We start from the raw sequence: 18,221 nt of genomic DNA on the forward strand, positions 1-18,221 counted from the left end.
CAAACAGTTAATAAAATATATTCAATTTAATCATATAACAACGGAGGTTTGTTATGCAAGACAATATTATTCTCTCAAGAGGCGAATATGAAATTTTGCTTAAAGATAGCATTGATTTGGCAATGTTAAGCAATGACTATAAACACTTAAAACGCAGAAATGAAGCGTTAGAAGAACATATCGAAGATTTACGAAAAGATACTAAGCTTTATATCAAATTATATAAAAACGCAGACTCAATAGCTAATCAATTACAGAAGATGTTAGATAAAAAAGAAATGGAGGATTTAACTAATGACTAACTTATATAACTTATCAACAAAGCATCAACAATTACTTAATATGTTGGATGAAGGTTATTCTATCGAAGATTTACAAGATACGTTAGACAGTATTGAGGTAGATATGAATACCAAAGTGGATAATACAGTAGGATTAATCAGAAGTATAGAAGCTGATACAGACGCAATAGATAAAGAGATTAAACGTCTACAAGCACTGAAGAAACAAAAGAATAATTTTATCGGCAGATTAAAACAGCACTTACAAGACGCTTTAGAAGTGCAGCAAAGAGATAACTACAGAACATCAACTAACTATATCTACAAACGCAACAATCAGCCTAGTGTGAAGATCACAAACGAAACGCTTATCGATAAAGCGTACCGTATACCACAACCAGATAAATACGATAAAAAAGCAATGAAAGAAGATATTTTAGCAGGTGCAGATGTTGAAGGTGCAGAATTAGTAAATTCAACGAGTTTGGTGGTGAAATAAGTGGAGTTTAATATTTCAAATGCTAAAGAAATTACCACAGATAAATCAACGTATCTCATATATGCAAAACCTGGCACAGGTAAAACACATACATTAAATTTCTTACCTGGTAAAACACTCTATATCAACGTAGATAAATCAGAACGACCTTTAAAAGGCAATGAGGATATCGACATTTTAGAATTCAACACTCACGAAGCATGGGAAGAGTGGGGTGAATTAATGAAATGGCTTAGTAAAAATAAAGAAACGGTTGATCAATACGACACGATTGTAATCGACAACATATCAGAGTTATTCCGTTCAATGCTCGCTAATCTAGGGCGTAACGGTAAAAACGAACGTGTTCCAGAAATGTCACATTATCAACGTGTAGACTTCTTTACGATTGATAGCTTGCGTTTCTTACAGTCACTAGGAAAACGACTGGTATTTATTGCATGGGAAACGAACTTTGAATCTTATACACCAGCAGGACAACAAATTACTCAAGCAGTACCAGATATTCGTAAAACTATTCGTGATAATGTCGCAGGACTTTGCCAAGTGGTTGCACGATTAGTTTTCAATGAAAAATCAGGCAAACGTGGTTTTATATTAAGTCCAAGTAACAATGTATTTGCTAAAAATCAATTAGATAATAGAGAACATTGTTTGCAAGAAGAGTTGTTTAAAGTCGGTGATGTGGATGACGGAGTTTAAACTCTATGACTACCAAGAAAATCTCGTTGATCAAGCAAGACATATATTACTAAAAAAATCTGGTGTACTAATTCAAAGTCCTCCAGGAAGTGGTAAATCGGTCATGATTGCAGAAGTTGTAAAAAATGCTGTGAACAAAGGTAGTCACATCCTATTTATTGTTCATCGTAAAGAATTGAGTTATCAAATCGAGAACACTTTAAAAAAACATGGTGTCGATTTAACTCATGTAGATATTCTTTCAGAAAAACGTGCAAAAAATATTTTATCTGAACTTACACCACCTAAAATCATCGTTACTGATGAAACACATCATAGTAGAGCGAAAACTTACAAAGATATTTATGATTACTTTCCTAACGCTTTAAGAGTAGGATTTACTGCAACTCCCTGGCGTGCTAATGGTAAAGGTTTTACAGATATTTACGATGAAATGGTAGAAGGTCCAACTGTTGAATGGCTCATTAATAACCACAAACTGGCTGACTACGATTACAAGAGTGTTGTGCTTGCAGATGAAAGTAAATTAAAGAAATCAAGTACAGGTGACTATACAAAACAATCGATGGATAAAGCGATACCTAAAGCAATATACGGCGATATTGTAGAAAACTATAAAAAATATGCAAATGGCCAAAAAACTATTCTTTACGCACATAGTGTTGAAGCAAGTGAAAATATCGCAGAACAATTTAGAAATGCTGGTATTTACGCAGAACATGCTGATGCTAAAACAAGTGCGGTTAAAAGAAATGAAGTCATGATGAATTTTAAAAGTGGCATTATCAAAGTTTTATGTAATGTTGATTTGATTTCAGAAGGTTTTGATGTTCCAGATTGTACATGTGTCATTTTAGCAAGACCAACAGATTCACTTGTACTATTCATGCAACAAGCAATGCGATCAATGCGATATCAACCTAATAAAAAAGCTTTAATTATTGATCATGTTGGAAATTATGCAAGGCATGGCTTACCCGATACCCCACATGATTGGAACAAGTATTTTAAAGGCTACAAAAAGAAGCGTAGTAAAAAGGAAAATGACGCACCGAAGTTAACCGAGTGTCCTGAATGTTTTACTGTCTATGCTTCTGAATTAGATGAATGTCCTAATTGCGGTCATAAAAATGAAACGGAAGAAAAGAAAGAGTTAGAACATAAACAAGCAGAACTTACAGACATCAAGCCTTTTAAAGTTGATTACACAATTAAACGATACAGCAAAGATTTAAAAGACAAAAAAGATTTAGAAACGTTAGAGGACTACTACCTCTATACAAAAGCGAATAACTATAAAGAATCATGGATTAAATTTAATCATCCGTATTACAAACAAGCACCATTCCCAGTCTTATATGCAGACTTAAAACCAATTAAACAAAAATATAACAATTAAAAAGGAGTTTTTATACTATGGCATTATTTACTACAGATTACTCAAATTTAGAAAGCAATGATTTCAGTCCACTACCAGAAGGCGAATACGAAGTGGTTATTAAAAGTGCAACAGAACGTGCGACTAAAAATGGAAAAGAAGAAACACAATTACAACTTGTTGTAAGAAATGATTTAAAGAAAACATCAGAATTACAAGCTAAACATGCAAATAGAGTGATTTTTGTTGATGAATGGAAACGCACAATCGATGGTCAATATAAATATAAAATGGATAACTTCATGCACTACTTAAATGGTATCGGCGTTCCAGAAGGTACACCTATTGAAAGCTTTGAACAGTTACTAGATATGTTTAGAGGTAAACCAGTAAGAGTTTATGTTAAGCAAGAAGAAAATGAATATAAAGGTGAAAAGCAAATCACCAATCGAGTAGCACCATGGAACTTTAAAAACACTAAATTTCCACAAGTGAATCATGAGTGGAAGTCGGATGATGATAAACCAAGCAACAATGAGTTCTCAGGTGGTGCAGAAATCAATGATGACGACTTACCTTTCTAATATTCCAGATGAATTAAAACAACTCAATAACTGGTGTGTATGGAAGTTTGAGAATAGAAACGGTAAGCGTACTAAAATACCTTTTAATGCAGCGACAGGTGAGTTCGCTAAATCAAATGATAAAAGTACATGGTCCAGTTATGAAACAGCAGTTAATGCCGAAGGTGTCGATGGGATAGGGTTCTTCTTTGAACCTCCCTATCTCGGCATTGATATTGATGACATTGATGATGATCTTCATAGATTTAAACAAGGCGATAAGTTAGACAATATTGTAAGCGAATTTAACGAGGCATTTAAAAGTTATACAGAAGTTAGTCCTAGTGGTAACGGTTTGCACATTATTGTAAAAGGAAAGATTCCAGGAAGTCGTAGACGTAAAGGCAATATTGAAATGTACGATAGTGGTCGTTTCTTTACAATGACTGGAAAAAATATCGGTAAATACAAAGACGTAACCGAAGTGTCAGAACAAGTATTTAAAACTATTTATAACAAATACCTATCAGATAACACTATTAAATATCCAACTACAAATAACTACCAAGAAAATATTCATAACCTTTCAGAAATTGATGTAATTAATGAAATTTACAATTCGAAACAAGCAAAGCTATTCGATGACTTAATGAAAGGGAATTATGAACCTTATTATACTTCTCATTCTGAAGCAGATATGGCACTCGCTAATATTTTAGCTTTCTGGTGTGCGAAAGATTATTCACAAATGGATAGTATTTTCAGACAGTCAAATCTATATCGAGATAAGTGGGATGAAAAGCGTAAAAATTCAACTTATGGTGAGCAAACATTATTTAAAGCGATCAATGAAGTTAATAACATATATACCCCTAAACAAGAAAAAGAAGAAAATCCATTAAGATATGCACTTAGTCACATATTCGATGCTGAAAAGAAAGATAAAGAATATCCGATTCGCAGCTATGACGATACTGGAAATGCTGATCGTTTTATAGATAGATACGGTCATTTATATAAACACAGTTATATAACTAATAAATTCTATATTTATGATGGTCAGAAATGGAAAGTTGATGATAGAGGCGCTATTAGGAAGCTCATTGATGAAATGATTGAAAGTATTAAAAACGAAAAAGTACTTCATAGCGAAGATGTAACAGAAGAAGAAGCTAGAGAAGCTTTTCAAAAATACTACAAAAAAACTAGAGGTACACAGTCCAAGAAAAACATCATGAACGAATTAATGCACAGAAAAACAGTTACACCTGATGAATTTGATAAAGACGACATGCTTTTAAACGTTGCAAATGGCTATATTGATTTAACAAGTAGAGAACTTTATAAGCACGATATTAATCGGATGTTTTCTCAAATTGCTAATACAGACTATAGCGAAAAAATGCAACCTGCTGTATGGCTAGACTTTTTAAACGACATCTTTGCAGGGGATAAAGCAGTAATTCGATACATTCAAAAAGCATTAGGTTACTCATTAACTGGAAGCACAAGAGAACAAGTCATGTTCATTCTATTTGGTAAAGGGCGAAACGGTAAAAGTATTTTTGTTGAAACGATTGCAGAAATACTAGGCGATTATTCAAATAATATGCAAGCAAAATCATTAATGGTAAAGAAAAACGACAACGTAAACACAGACATTGCTCGTTTGAGTAAAGCAAGATTTGTCACAAGTTCTGAACCTAACGAAGGATTTAGATTTGATGAAGGTTTAATCAAACAAATTACTGGTGGCGATAAAGTCACTGCACGTTTCTTATATGCTGAAGAATTTGAATATACACCTAAGTTTAAGATTTGGGTTTCAACAAACCATAAACCAATCATCAGAGGAACAGATGATGGTATTTGGAGAAGATTAGTATTAATTCCATTTGATGTGCAAATACCTGAAGAAAAAGTCGATAAAGATCTTAAGTATAAATTACTAAGAGAAGCACCTGCAATCTTAAATTGGATGGCAGAAGGCGCATATATGTGGATGAGAGAAGGACTTGAGTTGCCAGAGAAGTTGAGAGCATCAAGTAAAGCGTATCGTACTGAAATGGATGTTATCGAACAGTTTATTGAAGATGAATGTAAACGAGTAGATGACGGCAGAGTTAAGGCGAACGAATTGTACAGTGTATATAAAAATTGGGCGAATGAAAATAACGCTTACAAAATGAGCAATAAAGACTTCGGTCAAAAAATGAAAGAAAAATTTAAATCTAAAAGAATGACTAATGGAATGTTTTATTTAGGTTTAGAAATTCCAAATAAATATCCTGGATTAGAAAGTCTTTAAAAAATGTAGGGTGGAATGTAGGGTAAAAATTACACTTTAGACCTTATAAAGCCTATTATATCAATGTTTATTACTGATTTTATGTAATGATGTAGGGTAACGAATATAAAAGTCATATACAAAAATAAAAAAGTATATAAAAATATAGCGAAACTTTTTCAACGCCACCCTACATGATTTTTTTAGAACTTAGAGACAGTAAGGCTTGAATACTATTTTCACCCTACATTTTACTATGCATTGTGGAGGAAATTTTATGACTGAACAAAAAATACAAAATGAAATAATCTTAGCAATCAATCAACGTGGTCATAGACTTTGGAGAGCGAATGCTGGGAAAGTACAGACAAAAGATAACAGAATAATCAAATTACTCCCTAAAGGGTTTCCTGATACGTTCGGTTATCGTAAATCGGACGGAAAGTTTATAGCAATCGAAGTAAAGACAGAAAGTGGACGATTGAGACCTGAACAAGAGAAATTTAAAGACTTCGCAGAAACGCAAAACATTTTATATGGCGTAGCAAGAAGTGTGGAAGAAGCAATCGAAATTGTGGAAGGCACGCAGAAAGCGTAAAAAGGAGAAGATGAAGAATGGATAAAAAAACTAGAATAAATGAAGCATATGAGAAATTAGAAAAAGAAGGTCTTAACTTCAAAGAAGATAAAGCGATTTTCAGACTTAAAGATGGGACTATGGAGATTTATTTTGATGAAGAAGAAACAATAAAAACAGAATTTCACGATATGAACGTTTTTGTATCTGATGAATTAAAAGACATAGACACTTTCGAAGTATTGGAAAATTTGTTTTAGGAGTGATGAGTAATGGCAACAGTCAAAGCTGAAGTGTTAATCAGAGGCACGATTGAGTTACCAGCTTATGAAGAAAGTGACGAAGAAATGGAATACACAATCGAGCAAGCAAAGAAAAGTCCAGAAGAAATTTTCGACGATATCGACATTAAAGATGTAGATTTTCGTTATGAGCATTGGAAGTGATCGTATGTACGATAGATATAAGAATATTCCAGATGTGTATATCGGTGGTAAGAAATATCGATTATGTGACGTGTATAAGTATTTTGATGTCGGAGATGCAACTGTTCGTAAAAGATACTACAAGCAAAAATTAAGAGGTTGGGAACTTGTCTATGGTAAAGGCAAGGTTCCCGTTGAAATTGAACAAGGTAAGGGGATAGGCGAATGGAGAACGTAAGAGTAGCAGAACTTAACAAAGATGACATTGTCCAGTTCCAATGTGCTAATAAAAAGTTTAGTGCTTTTCAGACTGCGATTGTCAATCAAGTGTATGCAGAAGAAAAGAGATTAAAAACAGTTTGGAAAGCAGAAGTGGAAAACCAAGCAGGACGTACATTTACGATAACTGATAACGATGACTTTATCAGAGTGAAAGAACCTTTCACTCGTAAGGTGGATATGGTTAAAGAACCTAATCATTATACAAGCGATGAAGGTATCGACTTAATTGAATTTTGTAAACAACAATTTACCGAAGAAGAATTTAGAGGTGCAATGAAGTTCACTCAATTACGTTATGCACTTAGAACAGGTAGAAAAGAGAATGACTTACAGGATCAGCAAAAGTTAAAAGAATATGCGAATAGATTTATCGAAGTATTGGAGGGGTAAGCATGGCCAAGAAATTGCCAGTATATATGTGGGAGCCGTTATTCAATCGGCTTACCCGCATTTCAACTGAATACGCTCATAAAGTATTAGGCATTATACCATCATCACTTACAAGATATATTCAAAATAGAACATATAACCAAAAGTTAGAGTGTTACTTCATTAGAGAACCTTTATCTGTTAAAGAGAAGCGCCAACTTATCCAGCAAATAGAGATACCTAACGAAGTGTGGAGAGAAACTAGATTAAAAGGTTTATATGCAAGTGATCATGCTAGATTTAGAGCCAAGACTAATACAGGTTGGCGTTACTACTTCTTATATGAACAAAGAGGCTATTCTTACATTAAGTATCAAGGAAAAGAGTATCGTGCCAACAGACTTATCTATGAAACTTTCTATGGAGATTTAACTGATGATGACGTTGTCCATGCTAAAAATGAACTGAAATATGATGTTCGAGCTAGAAATTTAGTAAAGGTAACTAGAGAAGAACTAGGTTGTCTTACAGGTCATAAAAGCAAACGTAGAGGCATTGTTTTTATTGGAGAAGATGGCGAGTTATTAGATGAGTTTAAAAGCACAAGAGAAGCTGAGAAAGTGACGCTTTACAATAGACAAACTATCAATGACTGCTGTAATGATACTCGAAAAAACTATCACTCAATCGGATATAGAGCGTTCATGTGGGCAGACGAATATGAGGAGTTGAACGCATGATACTTAGCAACACAATTAACCAACGCTATCGCTATGCTACACAAGGTAAGACACCTACACAAATACAACATGAGTTACGTGAGTTAGGTGTCAAAGGCTTTGTGGTTAAGGTAGCTGGAAGTAGAGTGACGATGAAAGTAGCACGGGAACATATGAATAAGAACAGGGAGTGTATGAGATGAACGCAGAAGCTAAATTTGTATCTAGTGTTATGGACGCTAGATTGAAGAAAGTAAAAAGAGAACGTGACGCTTATAAGAAACAACGTGACGAACTCATCAATGATATGGCAGAAGTGAAAAGGAAGGCGGAAGCATACAACAAGATAAAAGAAGCTGCTGACAATCAAAGATTAAACGGTTTTGTATTATACGATAACGATAGTTTTATTTATAAATTAAATTGTGTGTTTGATGAAATGGAGTCCAACCATGAAAGATAAAGACTATAAACGTGCATGGATAGAGTTTAAAGAAGAATTAATTAGAGTTCATACACATTTAAAACACGTCGTTAAAACTTCTAATGGCGAAAGAGGTACAGGCGAATTGTATCGAGTAGAACAAGATTTATATCGCATGGACCAACTAGACGGGACTAACGATTTTAAAAATTTATTAAGTGATTTGGAGGAACAATAAATGGGAATTTTACCAATTAAAAAACTAAGTGAGAAAGCAATCTTGCCAACAAGAGCAAATCCGACAGATAGTGGATTAGATTTATATGTTGCAGAAGATACAACTATTCTAGCGCACAGTACAAAAGTAGTACCAACACACATTGCGATTGATTTAGCGTATGGATATGAGGCGCAAGTGAGACCACGTTCAGGCAACTCACTTAAAACTAAATTACGTGTAGCACTTGGGACAATTGATCACACATATAACAAAGAGATTGGAATTATCACAGACAATATCGGTGATGAGGCAATCGTAGTTAAAGCAGGAACACGTTTAGCGCAGTTGGTTGTTACACCAGTAATGTTACCAGAGCCAACGGAGGTGCAAGAGTTTGATGAAGTGTCGGAAAGAGGAGCGTATGGAAGCACAGGAGAGTAAAGACATATTAGAAAGAGTAAAGAGGTGCTGGGGAAGTGACGCAATATTCTAAAGTGTATTTGAAAAAGAACCATCACAAAAAAGGTATCAAATTAGGGGAAGTTGTAAAAGGTTCTAGCTGGTTAGAAATGACAGAACAGTTACCTAAATTGAAAGAACTACCTATAACACCTTATTTAAGATTTTGGGAAGTAGATAATGATCTTCATATAGATTACGGTTCGCACAGAGCAATTATAGTAGTTAAAAATCAAGGAGTGATACCATGCCACAATTTAGAGAGAATGAACGTATGACGTTGGTAGAGGCAGAGGATAAGGAAGAAGCTAAAAAGAAAAACGAAGGGTTATTAAATTATGTTAAACCACCTAAAACAAATTGGTGTTGGCTAGAAGATGAATATAAAAAAATAGGGATATTTGATAAGGAGTGAACGAAATGAAAAGTAGTGAAGAAGTAATCAAAAAATTAAAAAGTGTAATTAGCGACATTGAAGAATTAAAGCAGGAAGATTCGATAACACTTACTTATAAATCAGCATTGGAACACGTTATAGAATATATCGAACATGGAGAAGATGCAGATGATTAAACGTATATTAATTAACCTTTTATTTGCAGAATTACTATACCTACTTATTAAACCACTCATCATCAAGCTAGAAAGCGAAGATGATATTGATACTGCACCTAAAGATTTTGCTAGTGAGTGGGATCAGATTGATTTGAATAAAATTAAGGCGGAGGTGAGTGAGTAGTGGAATTGATATTATTAACTATTGTAGTGGTGGTTGGAATGATTTGTTACACCGTTTATAAAATAGATCGTAACCGTACGAATAAGTCAGAGAACTATTATTATGCTAACAAGTTAAAAACGTTCGAAACTAAACCAATGAATCCTACAAAGTGTCTTGGTAGTCACAAAAGCCTATCTAAGCCAACGAAAGATAAGGGCACAAGAATACCACCAGGAAAGGATAGTGAGCAATGAACAAATTAATCAATCAAGAATATGTAATTGAAACTAATGATGGTGACTTCTATGAAGAAGAAACTAAAGTATATGGTGGTCATGTAATAGTACAAACTGTATTAAAAGTCACACAATATGCGCATGAAGCTAAAAGATTTTCAAGTATTAAAGAAGCTAATGATATTGCATATGCATATGGATTTAAAGTGTTGACACTTAACACATATATTGAGGAGGACTAACTTTATGTGGATAACAATATCAATCATCTTAGCAATAGCATTACTGATTACATTAGGTAACAATACAGTGTTACGTCAAGAGTTAGACGCACAGAGATATACGAATGTGTATCTGTTTACTAAGTATGTGAGAGATTGCGATATAGAAGATGTGGAGTTTGAAATACAAAGAGCGAAGAAACATTTTAAGTAATGGAGGTAATCACTTGTACACACACGAACAAATAAGGGATATGATATTTGAATACCATTGGCGTAGAAATAGATTAGTAGACGAGGGATATACTAAAGAAAGTAACGGTACTGCTCAATATGGTATAGAGGCTACTATGCCTAAAGGTAAAGGACATACTTCAAATAAGGTATTGAATATCGTTACACGTAACGACACATTGTACAGAGTGTTGTACAAGCACATAGAAGTTGTTGAGTTTATAGATAAGTATGAGCATAAGATAAATGATGATATGAACCTTAATATCTTGTATGAGTTTAAGAAAGGGAAGAACTTCACTCAAGTTAAAAAGATTATGAAGATTGGTAGAGATAACTTAAACAAAAGAATTGATGAGATTGTGAACAGTTATCTCAATCAACAAGAAAAACACAAACAACACAAACAACACAAACAACAACAACAACACAATCAACAACTTCAACAAAATAAGCAACATCAACACTAATTTTTAATATACTTATATAAGATTTATAATTGAGTTAACACGATATGAATATACGGACACATCACTTTTGTGGTGTGTCTTTTATTATGGAGGTGAGCTTGTGGATATTATTATAGTATATGGTCCACCTGCAAGTGGTAAGACTACATATGTTAAGCAACATATAACTAATGAAGATATGGTTTATAATTATGATGCTATATCACAATCAATCACACTAAGTGAGTATCAGCACTATATGCCACAGGCTCATGACACTTGTATACTCATACGCAATATGATGCTCGATTATACTCAACATATAAGTAAAGGTAAGTTATATGTCATTACTACTTATTTATCCAAGAAGATAACAGATAGAGTATCTAACTATCACATAGTTAGAATGGATACTGATATAGATACGTGTATCGAACGTGTGAACAACAGTGATAGACCTGATAAAGATAAAGTCAAGCAAGTTATAAGAGAATGGTTTAATGATGGTAAAAGTAAACCTACAAGTGATCGTCATGTAGATAAAGAAACAATGAGATTTTATAAATCAAAAAAATGGCGTGAACTCAGAGAAAAAGTTTTACTAAGAGATAATTATGAATGCCAAGAATGCAAAAAGGAAGGTATAGTAAAAACTATAGATTACACAAAACACAAGTCTCTTGATGTTGACCATATTAAAGAGTTAGATAGTCATCCTGATTTAGCTTACGATATGGATAATTTAGTCACGCTATGTGTGAGTTGTCATAATAAAAAGCATAATAGATATCAAAAAGGGAAAGCATTTCCTAAAAAAGAAACAAAATGGACTGGCGATGAATGGTGGTAAAAAAATAAATAGCCCCCCGCTTAAATGTTTTTGGATTAAATTGTTGAAGGGGAAACGGGGCAGGGGAGTCTTCTCCCGACATTTATTGTGAAATTTTCACATACGACCCCTCCCAGATAAATTGAAACGAGGTGATATAACATTGGAACGTACTGAAGAACAAATTAAACAACATGAAGCTCGTGTACAAAAAGAAAAGCAGCGATTGGATAAAATTTTTAAATCAATACCTGATGATAAAAAGAGAGTGGCTCAAGGTCTAATTGTTCAAGGTGCTCGTATGCGTATTTTATTAGATGACGCTTGGAAGGATATTCAAGAAAAAGGTGATTATGAGCTGTTTACTCAATCAGAAAATGCTCCTGCTTATGAAAGAGAAAGACCTATCGCCAAGTTATTTAACTCACGCGATGCTGCTTATCAAAAAATAATCATGCAATTATCAAAATTACTACCTGACGAAATTGATGTTGTAGTTGATAAAGAAACTGGCAATTTAAGGAGTATGTTGAATGAAGATAAATAAACATGTTAAATGGTATATCGATAAATATAAGTATGGTGAAATTAAACTGAATAAAGACAGGATGAAACTTATAGACCATTTAGAAAACAATATCTTGTATAGAGATGATTTATATTTTGATAATGAGCAAATCGAACTATGTATAGCTTTTATCGAACGATTTTATTTTGAATTACAACCTTTCCAGAAATTTTTAATAGCTTTTGTTTTTTTATTTGATGAAGAAGACGAGCTTTACTTTGAACAATTTTTCTGGTTGGTAGCACGTGGTTCAGGTAAAAACGGGTTGATTAGTGGCTTGTCAACATACTTTATTAGTGAGTTACATGGTATTGATAATTACGACGGAACTGTTGTTGCAAATACAGAAAAACAAGCGAAAACGTCATTTGAAGAAATGCATAGAATGATAATTAAACACGGTTTATATGAAGGGAAAATCAATGACGTAGAAGGTGAAGGTGTATTCGACCCTACAAAACTTAGAATAACTTCTACTAAAACGCAAAGTAAGTTTGAGTATGCAACAAGTAATGCTGGAAGCAAAGATGGTGGTCGTGAAGGATTTATAATTTATGATGAGGTTCATAGGTATGAAAATAACGATATTGTTGATGTATTCTCTAGTGGCTTAGGTAAAGTTAAGCATCCTAGAGAATTTTTTATTGGTACAGATGGATTCGTGCGTGAAGGTTTCCTAGATAAAATGAAAGAACGTTCAAACGATATTTTAGAAGGAAGGGCAACAGATGACCGGTTGTTTCCATTTATCTGTCGATTAGATCATAAAGATGAGAAGGATGATCCATCTAAGTGGTCTAAAGCAAATCCTATGTTTGAAGAACCTATGAGTGATTATGGCAAACGCCTTTATCGTAAAGTTTTAAATCAATATAACGACTTGAAACATAGCCCAAGTGGTTATGAAAATTTTATGACTAAGCGAATGAACCTACCTGAAGAAGATTCTAGCAAAATTGTAGCATCTCGTGATGATGTACTTGCAACAAGTCGTGATATACCACCACTAAAAAATAAAACTGCAATTGGAGGCGTTGATTATGCTAGTATCAAAGATTTTGCAGCAGTAGGCTTGTTATTCAAACAAGGTGATAATGTTGTTTGGATTTCTCATTCTTTTGCTCGCAAGGAATATCTTGACCAAGCTCAGTTAAAACCTCCGATAAAAGAATGGGAAAGACAGGGGCATTTAACAATCGTAGATGAGCCTTCAATAAACCCTGCTCACATTGTCAACTGGTTTATAAAAATGCGTGAAAAGTACGCTGTTCAAAAAGTAGTTGCAGATAATTTCCGTATGGATTTAATGCGACCTTTATTTGAAGAAGCTGGGTTTGAAATAGAAGTATTACGAAATCCAAGAGGTGTCCATAGTAAGTTAGCGCCTAGAATTGAAACATTATTTGCAAATCATAGAATTATATTCGGAGACAATCCATTAATGCGTTGGTATACGAACAATGTTGCGGTACATGTCAAAAAGGATGGCAATAAAGAATTCATCAAGAAAGATGAACATAGACGTAAAACTGATGGTTTCCATGCTTTCTTACACGCTTTATACAGTATAGATGAAATACAAGAAATCGATTTAGATAAAGCGTTTGATTTATTAGATCAACTTAATTTTTAGTAACAAAGGAGGTGGTTAATTGGGTTTTCTGGATGCAGTATTTAAGAGGAATTTAGAATTAAGAGATATGCTCGATTTAGAATTAGCAAACGACCCAGCCAATCGTTCATATTTAAAGCGTATGGCTATTGAAACTGTAATTAATTTTATTTCACGAACATTCAGCCAATCTGAATTTTGGGTTAAAGATGATCAAGAACTAAAGCAAGATAAATTGTATTATAAACTGAATGTAAGACCTAATACAGACTCAAGTGCTACTGATTTTTGGCACAAAGTTATTTACAAATTGGTTTATGACAATGAGGTTCTAATCATTAAAAGCGACTCAGATGACTTATTGATTGCTGATGATTTTTATAGAGAAGAATTTGCTGTTTACGAAGATGTTTTTAAAGATATTATTGTAAAAGACTTCAAATTCGAACGTTCTTTTAGGATGAATGAAGTTATATATTTAAATTATAACAACGATAAGTTACAAAGATTTGTTGAGAGCTTATTTGCAGATTATGGAGAACTTTTCGGACGTATGATGGATACGCAACTTCGTAAAAATCAAATCAGAGGTATTGTTAGCGTCGATTCTGGCGGTGGAAATATCGATAATGTAAAAATGACAAGATTGCAAAAGTATATTGATAAAATTTATAGTCAATTTAAGAATAATGGTGTTGCAATCGTACCTCAAGTACCAGGATTCGAATATAAAGAATTGTCGAAAGATAGCACAACCGGTAACGATAATGGCGGAGAGAATCTACAAAAGGTCAAACGTATGATTATTGATGATGTTGCGAAAATTGTAGGGATTCCATCGAACTTAATACATGGAGATGTTGCAGATTTAAGTAATGCTATGAGTGCATATATAGATTTTTGCATTAATCCTTTAATTTCAAAAATCGAAGATGAATTGAATAGCAAACTTTTTACTGAAAGCGAATTTTTAAGTGGTAAACGTATAAAAGTTGTTGGTATCAATACGGTAGATCCAATCAAGAATGCAGAAAAAGTAGACAAATTAATATCATCAAGCGCAGCTAAACAAAATGAAGTTCGTGAAATGCTCGGTCTTGCACCTGTTGAAGGTGGAGACCGTTTTATTTTGACTAAAAACTATCAACCAGAGGATGAATTGAAAGGGGGTGAGAATGAAAATGAAGACGAAACAAGAGCTAATGAAAGCAACGTCTAAATATGCTTTTAAAAACGAAATGAAAGACGATAAAGTTGTTCTCACTCTTAGTGGACCAGTGGCTCAATCTTCTATCTTTGCCGATGAAACTATTAACAGTCATGATATTGCCGAAGTATTAGATGGTGTAGATAAAGATATTGTAATTCGTTTAAACAGCCCTGGTGGTGACGCCTTTCAAGGAATTGAAATTTATAATTATCTAAAAAACCACTCTTCACACATTACAATTGAAGTTACTGCTTTGGCTGCAAGTGCGGCATCTATCATTGCAATGGCGGCCGATGAGCTCATTATGAGCAAAGGTGCTTCGCTGATGATTCATGAAGCAGCGACCATCGCAATTGGTAATAAGGCGGACGTTAAGAAGACGCTAAATGCCTTAGAGACAGTGGATGCATCTATTGTTGAAATTTATAAGGATAAAACAGGACTTGATAATGAAGAGATTGAACAACTCATGACTGACGAAACTTGGTTTACAGCAAAAGATGCCGTAGACAAAGGTTTTGCGGACAAAACGAAAGATAAGGTTGAAACACCTAAAGAAGCTCAAGAAGATGTGGAAAACAATAGTGAAATGATTGCAATGAAGAATGAAATCGAGGGGTTAAAAATTCAATTAGCCAATTTCAAAAATAGTAATAACAAACCAAAGAAAAAACGTTATTTATAGGAGGAAAAAAGTATGACAATAAAATTTAAAGATTCAATCAACAAAGATGTTGAAAATTTAAAGAATGAATATTTTGAGGCAGTAAGAAATGACGCTGACCCTGAAACGATTGAAAATAAATATGCGGAATACATGGCTGCTTTCTCTTCTAATTTGCAGAACGAAGTGTTAAAAGAAGCGCGCGAAGAAGTTTATAACACTTCGACAGATAAGCAAGTGCGTATGAATCGTGGAGAAAACATTCTTACTGCTGAAGAATCACGTTTCTTTACTAATTTAGTAGAAGATGACGCAAACTTAGACACTTACAAAGAAGAGGTTGTTTTACCGGAATCTACAGTATTACGTGTATTTGAAGATATGCAAAAAGCACGACCTCTATTATCTAAAATTAATTTTCAAATCGCTGGAATTAAAACGCGTTTAATCGTTGGAGACCCTAAAGGTGCTGCTGTTTGGGGAGAAGTATTCGGTAAGATTCAAGGGCAAATTCAAGCGAATTTTAAAGAATTGAATTTCTCACAAAATAAATTAACTGCATTTGCCATCGTGCCTAAAGATATGTTGGAGTTTGGCCCAGAATGGATTGAGCGTTATGTTCGCTTACAATTAGCGGAAGCGATGGCACTTAAATTAGAAGAAGGTATTGTTAAAGGTAACGGTGCAGCATCAAACCAACCTTATGGACTAACAAAAGATTTAACATATGATACAGACGGTGTAACTATTACTGGCGCGACTGATAAAGCATCAGCAGGGACATTGACATTCGCGGATGCTCAAACTACCGCTAATGAATTAGCACAAGCGCTTACGACGCTTTCAACTAAAGAGAATGGAGCGCAAGTAGACGTAAGTACAGGTGTAACACTTCTAGTTAACCCAGCAGATCAATTCTATGTAAAAGCACAAAACACTATGCAAACAGTAAACGGTGCTTGGGTAACGTCGTTGCCATTTAACGTAGATGTTGTAGCATCAGAATTTGTAGATCCTGATAAAGCCATTTTTGTTGTGGGAAGTCGTTATTATGCAGTCCAAACCGGCTCAGTAACAATCAAATCATATGACCAAACGCTTGCGTTAGAAGATGCTGATGTGTTTATCGCAAAACAGTTTGCACACGGTATGCCAGACGATAATAAAGTAGCTTTGGTTTACGACTTGGATATCGCATCAAAACCATCCGCTGACTCAGTATCACCTGATGTAGGCGCATAATTGAAAGGGGTGATTAAATGATCACTCAAAATCATGTTAAAGAAATGAAGCGACGATTAAAAATATTTCATAAGTTCGAAGATGAGCATATACAATCATTACTCGAACAATCCTATGAAGATATTAAATATCGTTGCCAAGAATTTGATATGAATGAGAATAACCGTGGAGCTGAGCTTGTATATGAGCGTACAAGGTATGCTTATAATGACAGTTTAGAGTTTTTCCACGATAACTTCCTAGGTCAAATCACCTCTTTCGCACTTGAAAATATGAGGGAGGTAGATTATGAACAAGAATTATAAGCCACCTAAAATAAGTAGCGGAGACTTACGAGTACCCGTTACTTTTTTTCGTATGGTAGAAAATGACGGTCCGTTTCCGGGAAGTAAAAAGAAAAAAGAAGCATTTACGACGCTTTGTGAAGTTTATGAAAGTTCTACGAAAGATTTAGAAAAAACAAACGGTATAACTGGTGTTCATAAAATTACGATTAATTTTAGAAATCCACATACTGATTATCGAATCAATCACTCAGATACGTTCGAACTTATTTATGGATTGTATGAAAATTCTACATTTAGAATAATCGACTTTGCGCCTAATTCAAGTAATAAAGAAATGATTAAAGTAGTAGGTGTAGCAAATGGCGATTAAATTAAAAGGTATGAAGGAACTGGAACGCGAACTTGAAAACAGATATGGTAAAGCAAAAATGAAACGCATCGTGGATGAAGCTTTAGTTGCTGGTGGTCATGTAATTGTTCAAAAAATCAAAAGCAACTTTGAAACCTTTAAAGACACAGGCGCTAGTAAAGCTGAAGTAAAATTATCTAAACCCTTCACTTTAAATGGTGTTCGGACTATTAAAATACATTGGAAAGGTCCTAAGGATCGCTACAGAATTATTCATTTAAATGAATTTGGTACGATCAAGAACCCTAACCCCCGAGGAAAAGGTGCGGTAGAACGTGCTTTAAGAAGTGGTCAAGAGACTTATTTCCAAATTGTTAAACAAAGGTTGAAAAGGGGTTGATGCGATTGAGGGAT

Annotated in this window: 33 protein-coding genes; all 33 read left to right on the forward strand. The window is 34.1% G+C overall.

The features are described from left to right. Positions 1 to 53: 53 nt before the first annotated feature. The 33 genes from HMPREF2953_RS03580 to HMPREF2953_RS03720 all read left to right on the forward strand — a co-directional run bounded on the left by HMPREF2953_RS03580 (position 54) and on the right by HMPREF2953_RS03720 (position 18,207). Complete coding sequence (locus HMPREF2953_RS03580; RefSeq protein ID WP_070671813.1) at positions 54 to 302, forward strand: hypothetical protein; 249 nt, start codon at positions 54 to 56, stop codon at positions 300 to 302. After that, positions 295 to 780, forward strand: coding sequence for a siphovirus Gp157 family protein (locus HMPREF2953_RS03585; RefSeq protein ID WP_070671815.1), 486 nt, complete (start codon positions 295 to 297; stop codon positions 778 to 780). The genes HMPREF2953_RS03580 and HMPREF2953_RS03585 overlap by 8 nt, the downstream gene beginning before the upstream one ends. Continuing rightward, positions 781 to 1,482 (forward strand): AAA family ATPase, encoded by a 702-nt coding sequence (locus tag HMPREF2953_RS03590; protein ID WP_070671817.1) that lies wholly within the window; start codon positions 781 to 783, stop codon positions 1,480 to 1,482. Continuing rightward, positions 1,469 to 2,881: a DEAD/DEAH box helicase gene (locus HMPREF2953_RS03595; protein ID WP_070671819.1), complete on the forward strand. Its 1,413-nt coding sequence runs from the start codon at positions 1,469 to 1,471 to the stop codon at positions 2,879 to 2,881. Before HMPREF2953_RS03590 ends, HMPREF2953_RS03595 begins: the two co-directional genes overlap by 14 nt. 17 nt (positions 2,882 to 2,898) lie before the next feature. Continuing rightward, positions 2,899 to 3,444: a DUF669 domain-containing protein gene (locus HMPREF2953_RS03600; RefSeq protein ID WP_070671821.1), complete on the forward strand. Its 546-nt coding sequence runs from the start codon at positions 2,899 to 2,901 to the stop codon at positions 3,442 to 3,444. Then, a complete protein-coding gene (locus HMPREF2953_RS03605) occupies positions 3,374 to 5,731 on the forward strand; it encodes a phage/plasmid primase, P4 family (protein ID WP_256263310.1) in 2,358 nt (785 codons plus the stop codon). The genes HMPREF2953_RS03600 and HMPREF2953_RS03605 overlap by 71 nt, the downstream gene beginning before the upstream one ends. A 256-nt stretch (positions 5,732 to 5,987) precedes the next feature. Next, on the forward strand, positions 5,988 to 6,308 hold the full coding sequence (locus HMPREF2953_RS03610; RefSeq protein ID WP_070671825.1) for a VRR-NUC domain-containing protein: 321 nt from the start codon (positions 5,988 to 5,990) through the stop codon (positions 6,306 to 6,308). A gap of 17 nt (positions 6,309 to 6,325) precedes the next feature. Further along, complete coding sequence (locus tag HMPREF2953_RS03615; RefSeq protein ID WP_070671827.1) at positions 6,326 to 6,547, forward strand: hypothetical protein; 222 nt, start codon at positions 6,326 to 6,328, stop codon at positions 6,545 to 6,547. 12 nt (positions 6,548 to 6,559) lie between these two features. Then, positions 6,560 to 6,733: a hypothetical protein gene (locus HMPREF2953_RS11445; RefSeq protein ID WP_176746028.1), complete on the forward strand. Its 174-nt coding sequence runs from the start codon at positions 6,560 to 6,562 to the stop codon at positions 6,731 to 6,733. A 4-nt stretch (positions 6,734 to 6,737) separates the two neighbouring features. After that, positions 6,738 to 6,950, forward strand: a complete 213-nt coding sequence (locus tag HMPREF2953_RS03620) for a hypothetical protein (RefSeq protein WP_070671829.1) — start codon at positions 6,738 to 6,740, stop codon at positions 6,948 to 6,950. Further along, entirely contained in the window at positions 6,938 to 7,384 is a 447-nt protein-coding gene (locus tag HMPREF2953_RS03625) for a DUF3310 domain-containing protein (RefSeq protein WP_070671831.1), read from the forward strand. The genes HMPREF2953_RS03620 and HMPREF2953_RS03625 overlap by 13 nt, the downstream gene beginning before the upstream one ends. Positions 7,385 to 7,386: 2 nt before the next feature. Further along, positions 7,387 to 8,103, forward strand: coding sequence for an HNH endonuclease family protein (locus HMPREF2953_RS03630; RefSeq protein WP_070671833.1), 717 nt, complete (start codon positions 7,387 to 7,389; stop codon positions 8,101 to 8,103). Next, positions 8,100 to 8,285, forward strand: a complete 186-nt coding sequence (locus tag HMPREF2953_RS03635) for a hypothetical protein (protein WP_070671835.1) — start codon at positions 8,100 to 8,102, stop codon at positions 8,283 to 8,285. Before HMPREF2953_RS03630 ends, HMPREF2953_RS03635 begins: the two co-directional genes overlap by 4 nt. Further along, positions 8,282 to 8,545: a hypothetical protein gene (locus HMPREF2953_RS03640; protein ID WP_070671837.1), complete on the forward strand. Its 264-nt coding sequence runs from the start codon at positions 8,282 to 8,284 to the stop codon at positions 8,543 to 8,545. The genes HMPREF2953_RS03635 and HMPREF2953_RS03640 overlap by 4 nt, the downstream gene beginning before the upstream one ends. Beyond that, entirely contained in the window at positions 8,535 to 8,744 is a 210-nt protein-coding gene (locus tag HMPREF2953_RS03645) for a hypothetical protein (RefSeq protein WP_070671839.1), read from the forward strand. Before HMPREF2953_RS03640 ends, HMPREF2953_RS03645 begins: the two co-directional genes overlap by 11 nt. Further along, positions 8,745 to 9,167, forward strand: coding sequence for a dUTP diphosphatase (gene dut, locus HMPREF2953_RS03650; RefSeq protein WP_070671841.1), 423 nt, complete (start codon positions 8,745 to 8,747; stop codon positions 9,165 to 9,167). It abuts the gene before it with no gap. Between the two features lie 35 nt (positions 9,168 to 9,202). Continuing rightward, complete coding sequence (locus HMPREF2953_RS03655) at positions 9,203 to 9,463, forward strand: hypothetical protein (protein WP_070671843.1); 261 nt, start codon at positions 9,203 to 9,205, stop codon at positions 9,461 to 9,463. Continuing rightward, complete coding sequence (locus tag HMPREF2953_RS11225) at positions 9,433 to 9,600, forward strand: DUF1381 domain-containing protein (protein ID WP_141754074.1); 168 nt, start codon at positions 9,433 to 9,435, stop codon at positions 9,598 to 9,600. Before HMPREF2953_RS03655 ends, HMPREF2953_RS11225 begins: the two co-directional genes overlap by 31 nt. 5 nt (positions 9,601 to 9,605) lie before the next feature. After that, positions 9,606 to 9,758: a hypothetical protein gene (locus tag HMPREF2953_RS11450; protein WP_176746029.1), complete on the forward strand. Its 153-nt coding sequence runs from the start codon at positions 9,606 to 9,608 to the stop codon at positions 9,756 to 9,758. Next, on the forward strand, positions 9,751 to 9,924 hold the full coding sequence (locus HMPREF2953_RS11455) for a hypothetical protein (RefSeq protein WP_176746030.1): 174 nt from the start codon (positions 9,751 to 9,753) through the stop codon (positions 9,922 to 9,924). The genes HMPREF2953_RS11450 and HMPREF2953_RS11455 overlap by 8 nt, the downstream gene beginning before the upstream one ends. After that, complete coding sequence (locus HMPREF2953_RS03660; RefSeq protein ID WP_070671848.1) at positions 9,924 to 10,160, forward strand: hypothetical protein; 237 nt, start codon at positions 9,924 to 9,926, stop codon at positions 10,158 to 10,160. The genes HMPREF2953_RS11455 and HMPREF2953_RS03660 overlap by 1 nt, the downstream gene beginning before the upstream one ends. After that, positions 10,157 to 10,384, forward strand: coding sequence for a hypothetical protein (locus tag HMPREF2953_RS03665; RefSeq protein ID WP_070671849.1), 228 nt, complete (start codon positions 10,157 to 10,159; stop codon positions 10,382 to 10,384). Before HMPREF2953_RS03660 ends, HMPREF2953_RS03665 begins: the two co-directional genes overlap by 4 nt. Positions 10,385 to 10,388: 4 nt before the next feature. Next, positions 10,389 to 10,577 carry a DUF1514 family protein gene (locus HMPREF2953_RS03670; protein ID WP_070671851.1) on the forward strand — a complete coding sequence of 63 codons (189 nt, stop codon included), beginning with the start codon at positions 10,389 to 10,391 and terminating at the stop codon, positions 10,575 to 10,577. A 13-nt stretch (positions 10,578 to 10,590) separates the two neighbouring features. Beyond that, positions 10,591 to 11,067, forward strand: a complete 477-nt coding sequence (locus HMPREF2953_RS03675; RefSeq protein ID WP_070671853.1) for a hypothetical protein — start codon at positions 10,591 to 10,593, stop codon at positions 11,065 to 11,067. A 529-nt stretch (positions 11,068 to 11,596) separates the two neighbouring features. Continuing rightward, positions 11,597 to 11,896, forward strand: a complete 300-nt coding sequence (locus tag HMPREF2953_RS03680) for an HNH endonuclease (RefSeq protein ID WP_070671989.1) — start codon at positions 11,597 to 11,599, stop codon at positions 11,894 to 11,896. A 142-nt stretch (positions 11,897 to 12,038) separates the two neighbouring features. After that, a complete protein-coding gene (locus HMPREF2953_RS03685) occupies positions 12,039 to 12,422 on the forward strand; it encodes a hypothetical protein (protein WP_083310583.1) in 384 nt (127 codons plus the stop codon). After that, positions 12,409 to 14,076 carry a terminase TerL endonuclease subunit gene (locus tag HMPREF2953_RS03690; protein WP_070671855.1) on the forward strand — a complete coding sequence of 556 codons (1,668 nt, stop codon included), beginning with the start codon at positions 12,409 to 12,411 and terminating at the stop codon, positions 14,074 to 14,076. The genes HMPREF2953_RS03685 and HMPREF2953_RS03690 overlap by 14 nt, the downstream gene beginning before the upstream one ends. Positions 14,077 to 14,095: 19 nt before the next feature. Beyond that, positions 14,096 to 15,274 carry a phage portal protein gene (locus tag HMPREF2953_RS03695; RefSeq protein ID WP_070671858.1) on the forward strand — a complete coding sequence of 393 codons (1,179 nt, stop codon included), beginning with the start codon at positions 14,096 to 14,098 and terminating at the stop codon, positions 15,272 to 15,274. Further along, entirely contained in the window at positions 15,237 to 15,950 is a 714-nt protein-coding gene (locus tag HMPREF2953_RS03700) for a head maturation protease, ClpP-related (protein WP_083310585.1), read from the forward strand. The genes HMPREF2953_RS03695 and HMPREF2953_RS03700 overlap by 38 nt, the downstream gene beginning before the upstream one ends. Before the next feature lie 12 nt (positions 15,951 to 15,962). Beyond that, positions 15,963 to 17,171 carry a phage major capsid protein gene (locus HMPREF2953_RS03705; RefSeq protein ID WP_070671859.1) on the forward strand — a complete coding sequence of 403 codons (1,209 nt, stop codon included), beginning with the start codon at positions 15,963 to 15,965 and terminating at the stop codon, positions 17,169 to 17,171. A 17-nt stretch (positions 17,172 to 17,188) separates the two neighbouring features. Further along, on the forward strand, positions 17,189 to 17,476 hold the full coding sequence (locus tag HMPREF2953_RS03710; protein ID WP_070671861.1) for a hypothetical protein: 288 nt from the start codon (positions 17,189 to 17,191) through the stop codon (positions 17,474 to 17,476). Further along, positions 17,460 to 17,828, forward strand: coding sequence for a hypothetical protein (locus tag HMPREF2953_RS03715; RefSeq protein WP_070671864.1), 369 nt, complete (start codon positions 17,460 to 17,462; stop codon positions 17,826 to 17,828). Before HMPREF2953_RS03710 ends, HMPREF2953_RS03715 begins: the two co-directional genes overlap by 17 nt. After that, positions 17,818 to 18,207, forward strand: coding sequence for an HK97 gp10 family phage protein (locus HMPREF2953_RS03720; protein WP_070671866.1), 390 nt, complete (start codon positions 17,818 to 17,820; stop codon positions 18,205 to 18,207). The genes HMPREF2953_RS03715 and HMPREF2953_RS03720 overlap by 11 nt, the downstream gene beginning before the upstream one ends. Positions 18,208 to 18,221: the final 14 nt, after the last annotated feature.

The organism is Staphylococcus sp. HMSC072E01 (assembly GCF_001814125.1).
In the GTDB taxonomy this organism is placed as follows: domain Bacteria; phylum Bacillota; class Bacilli; order Staphylococcales; family Staphylococcaceae; genus Staphylococcus; species Staphylococcus hominis.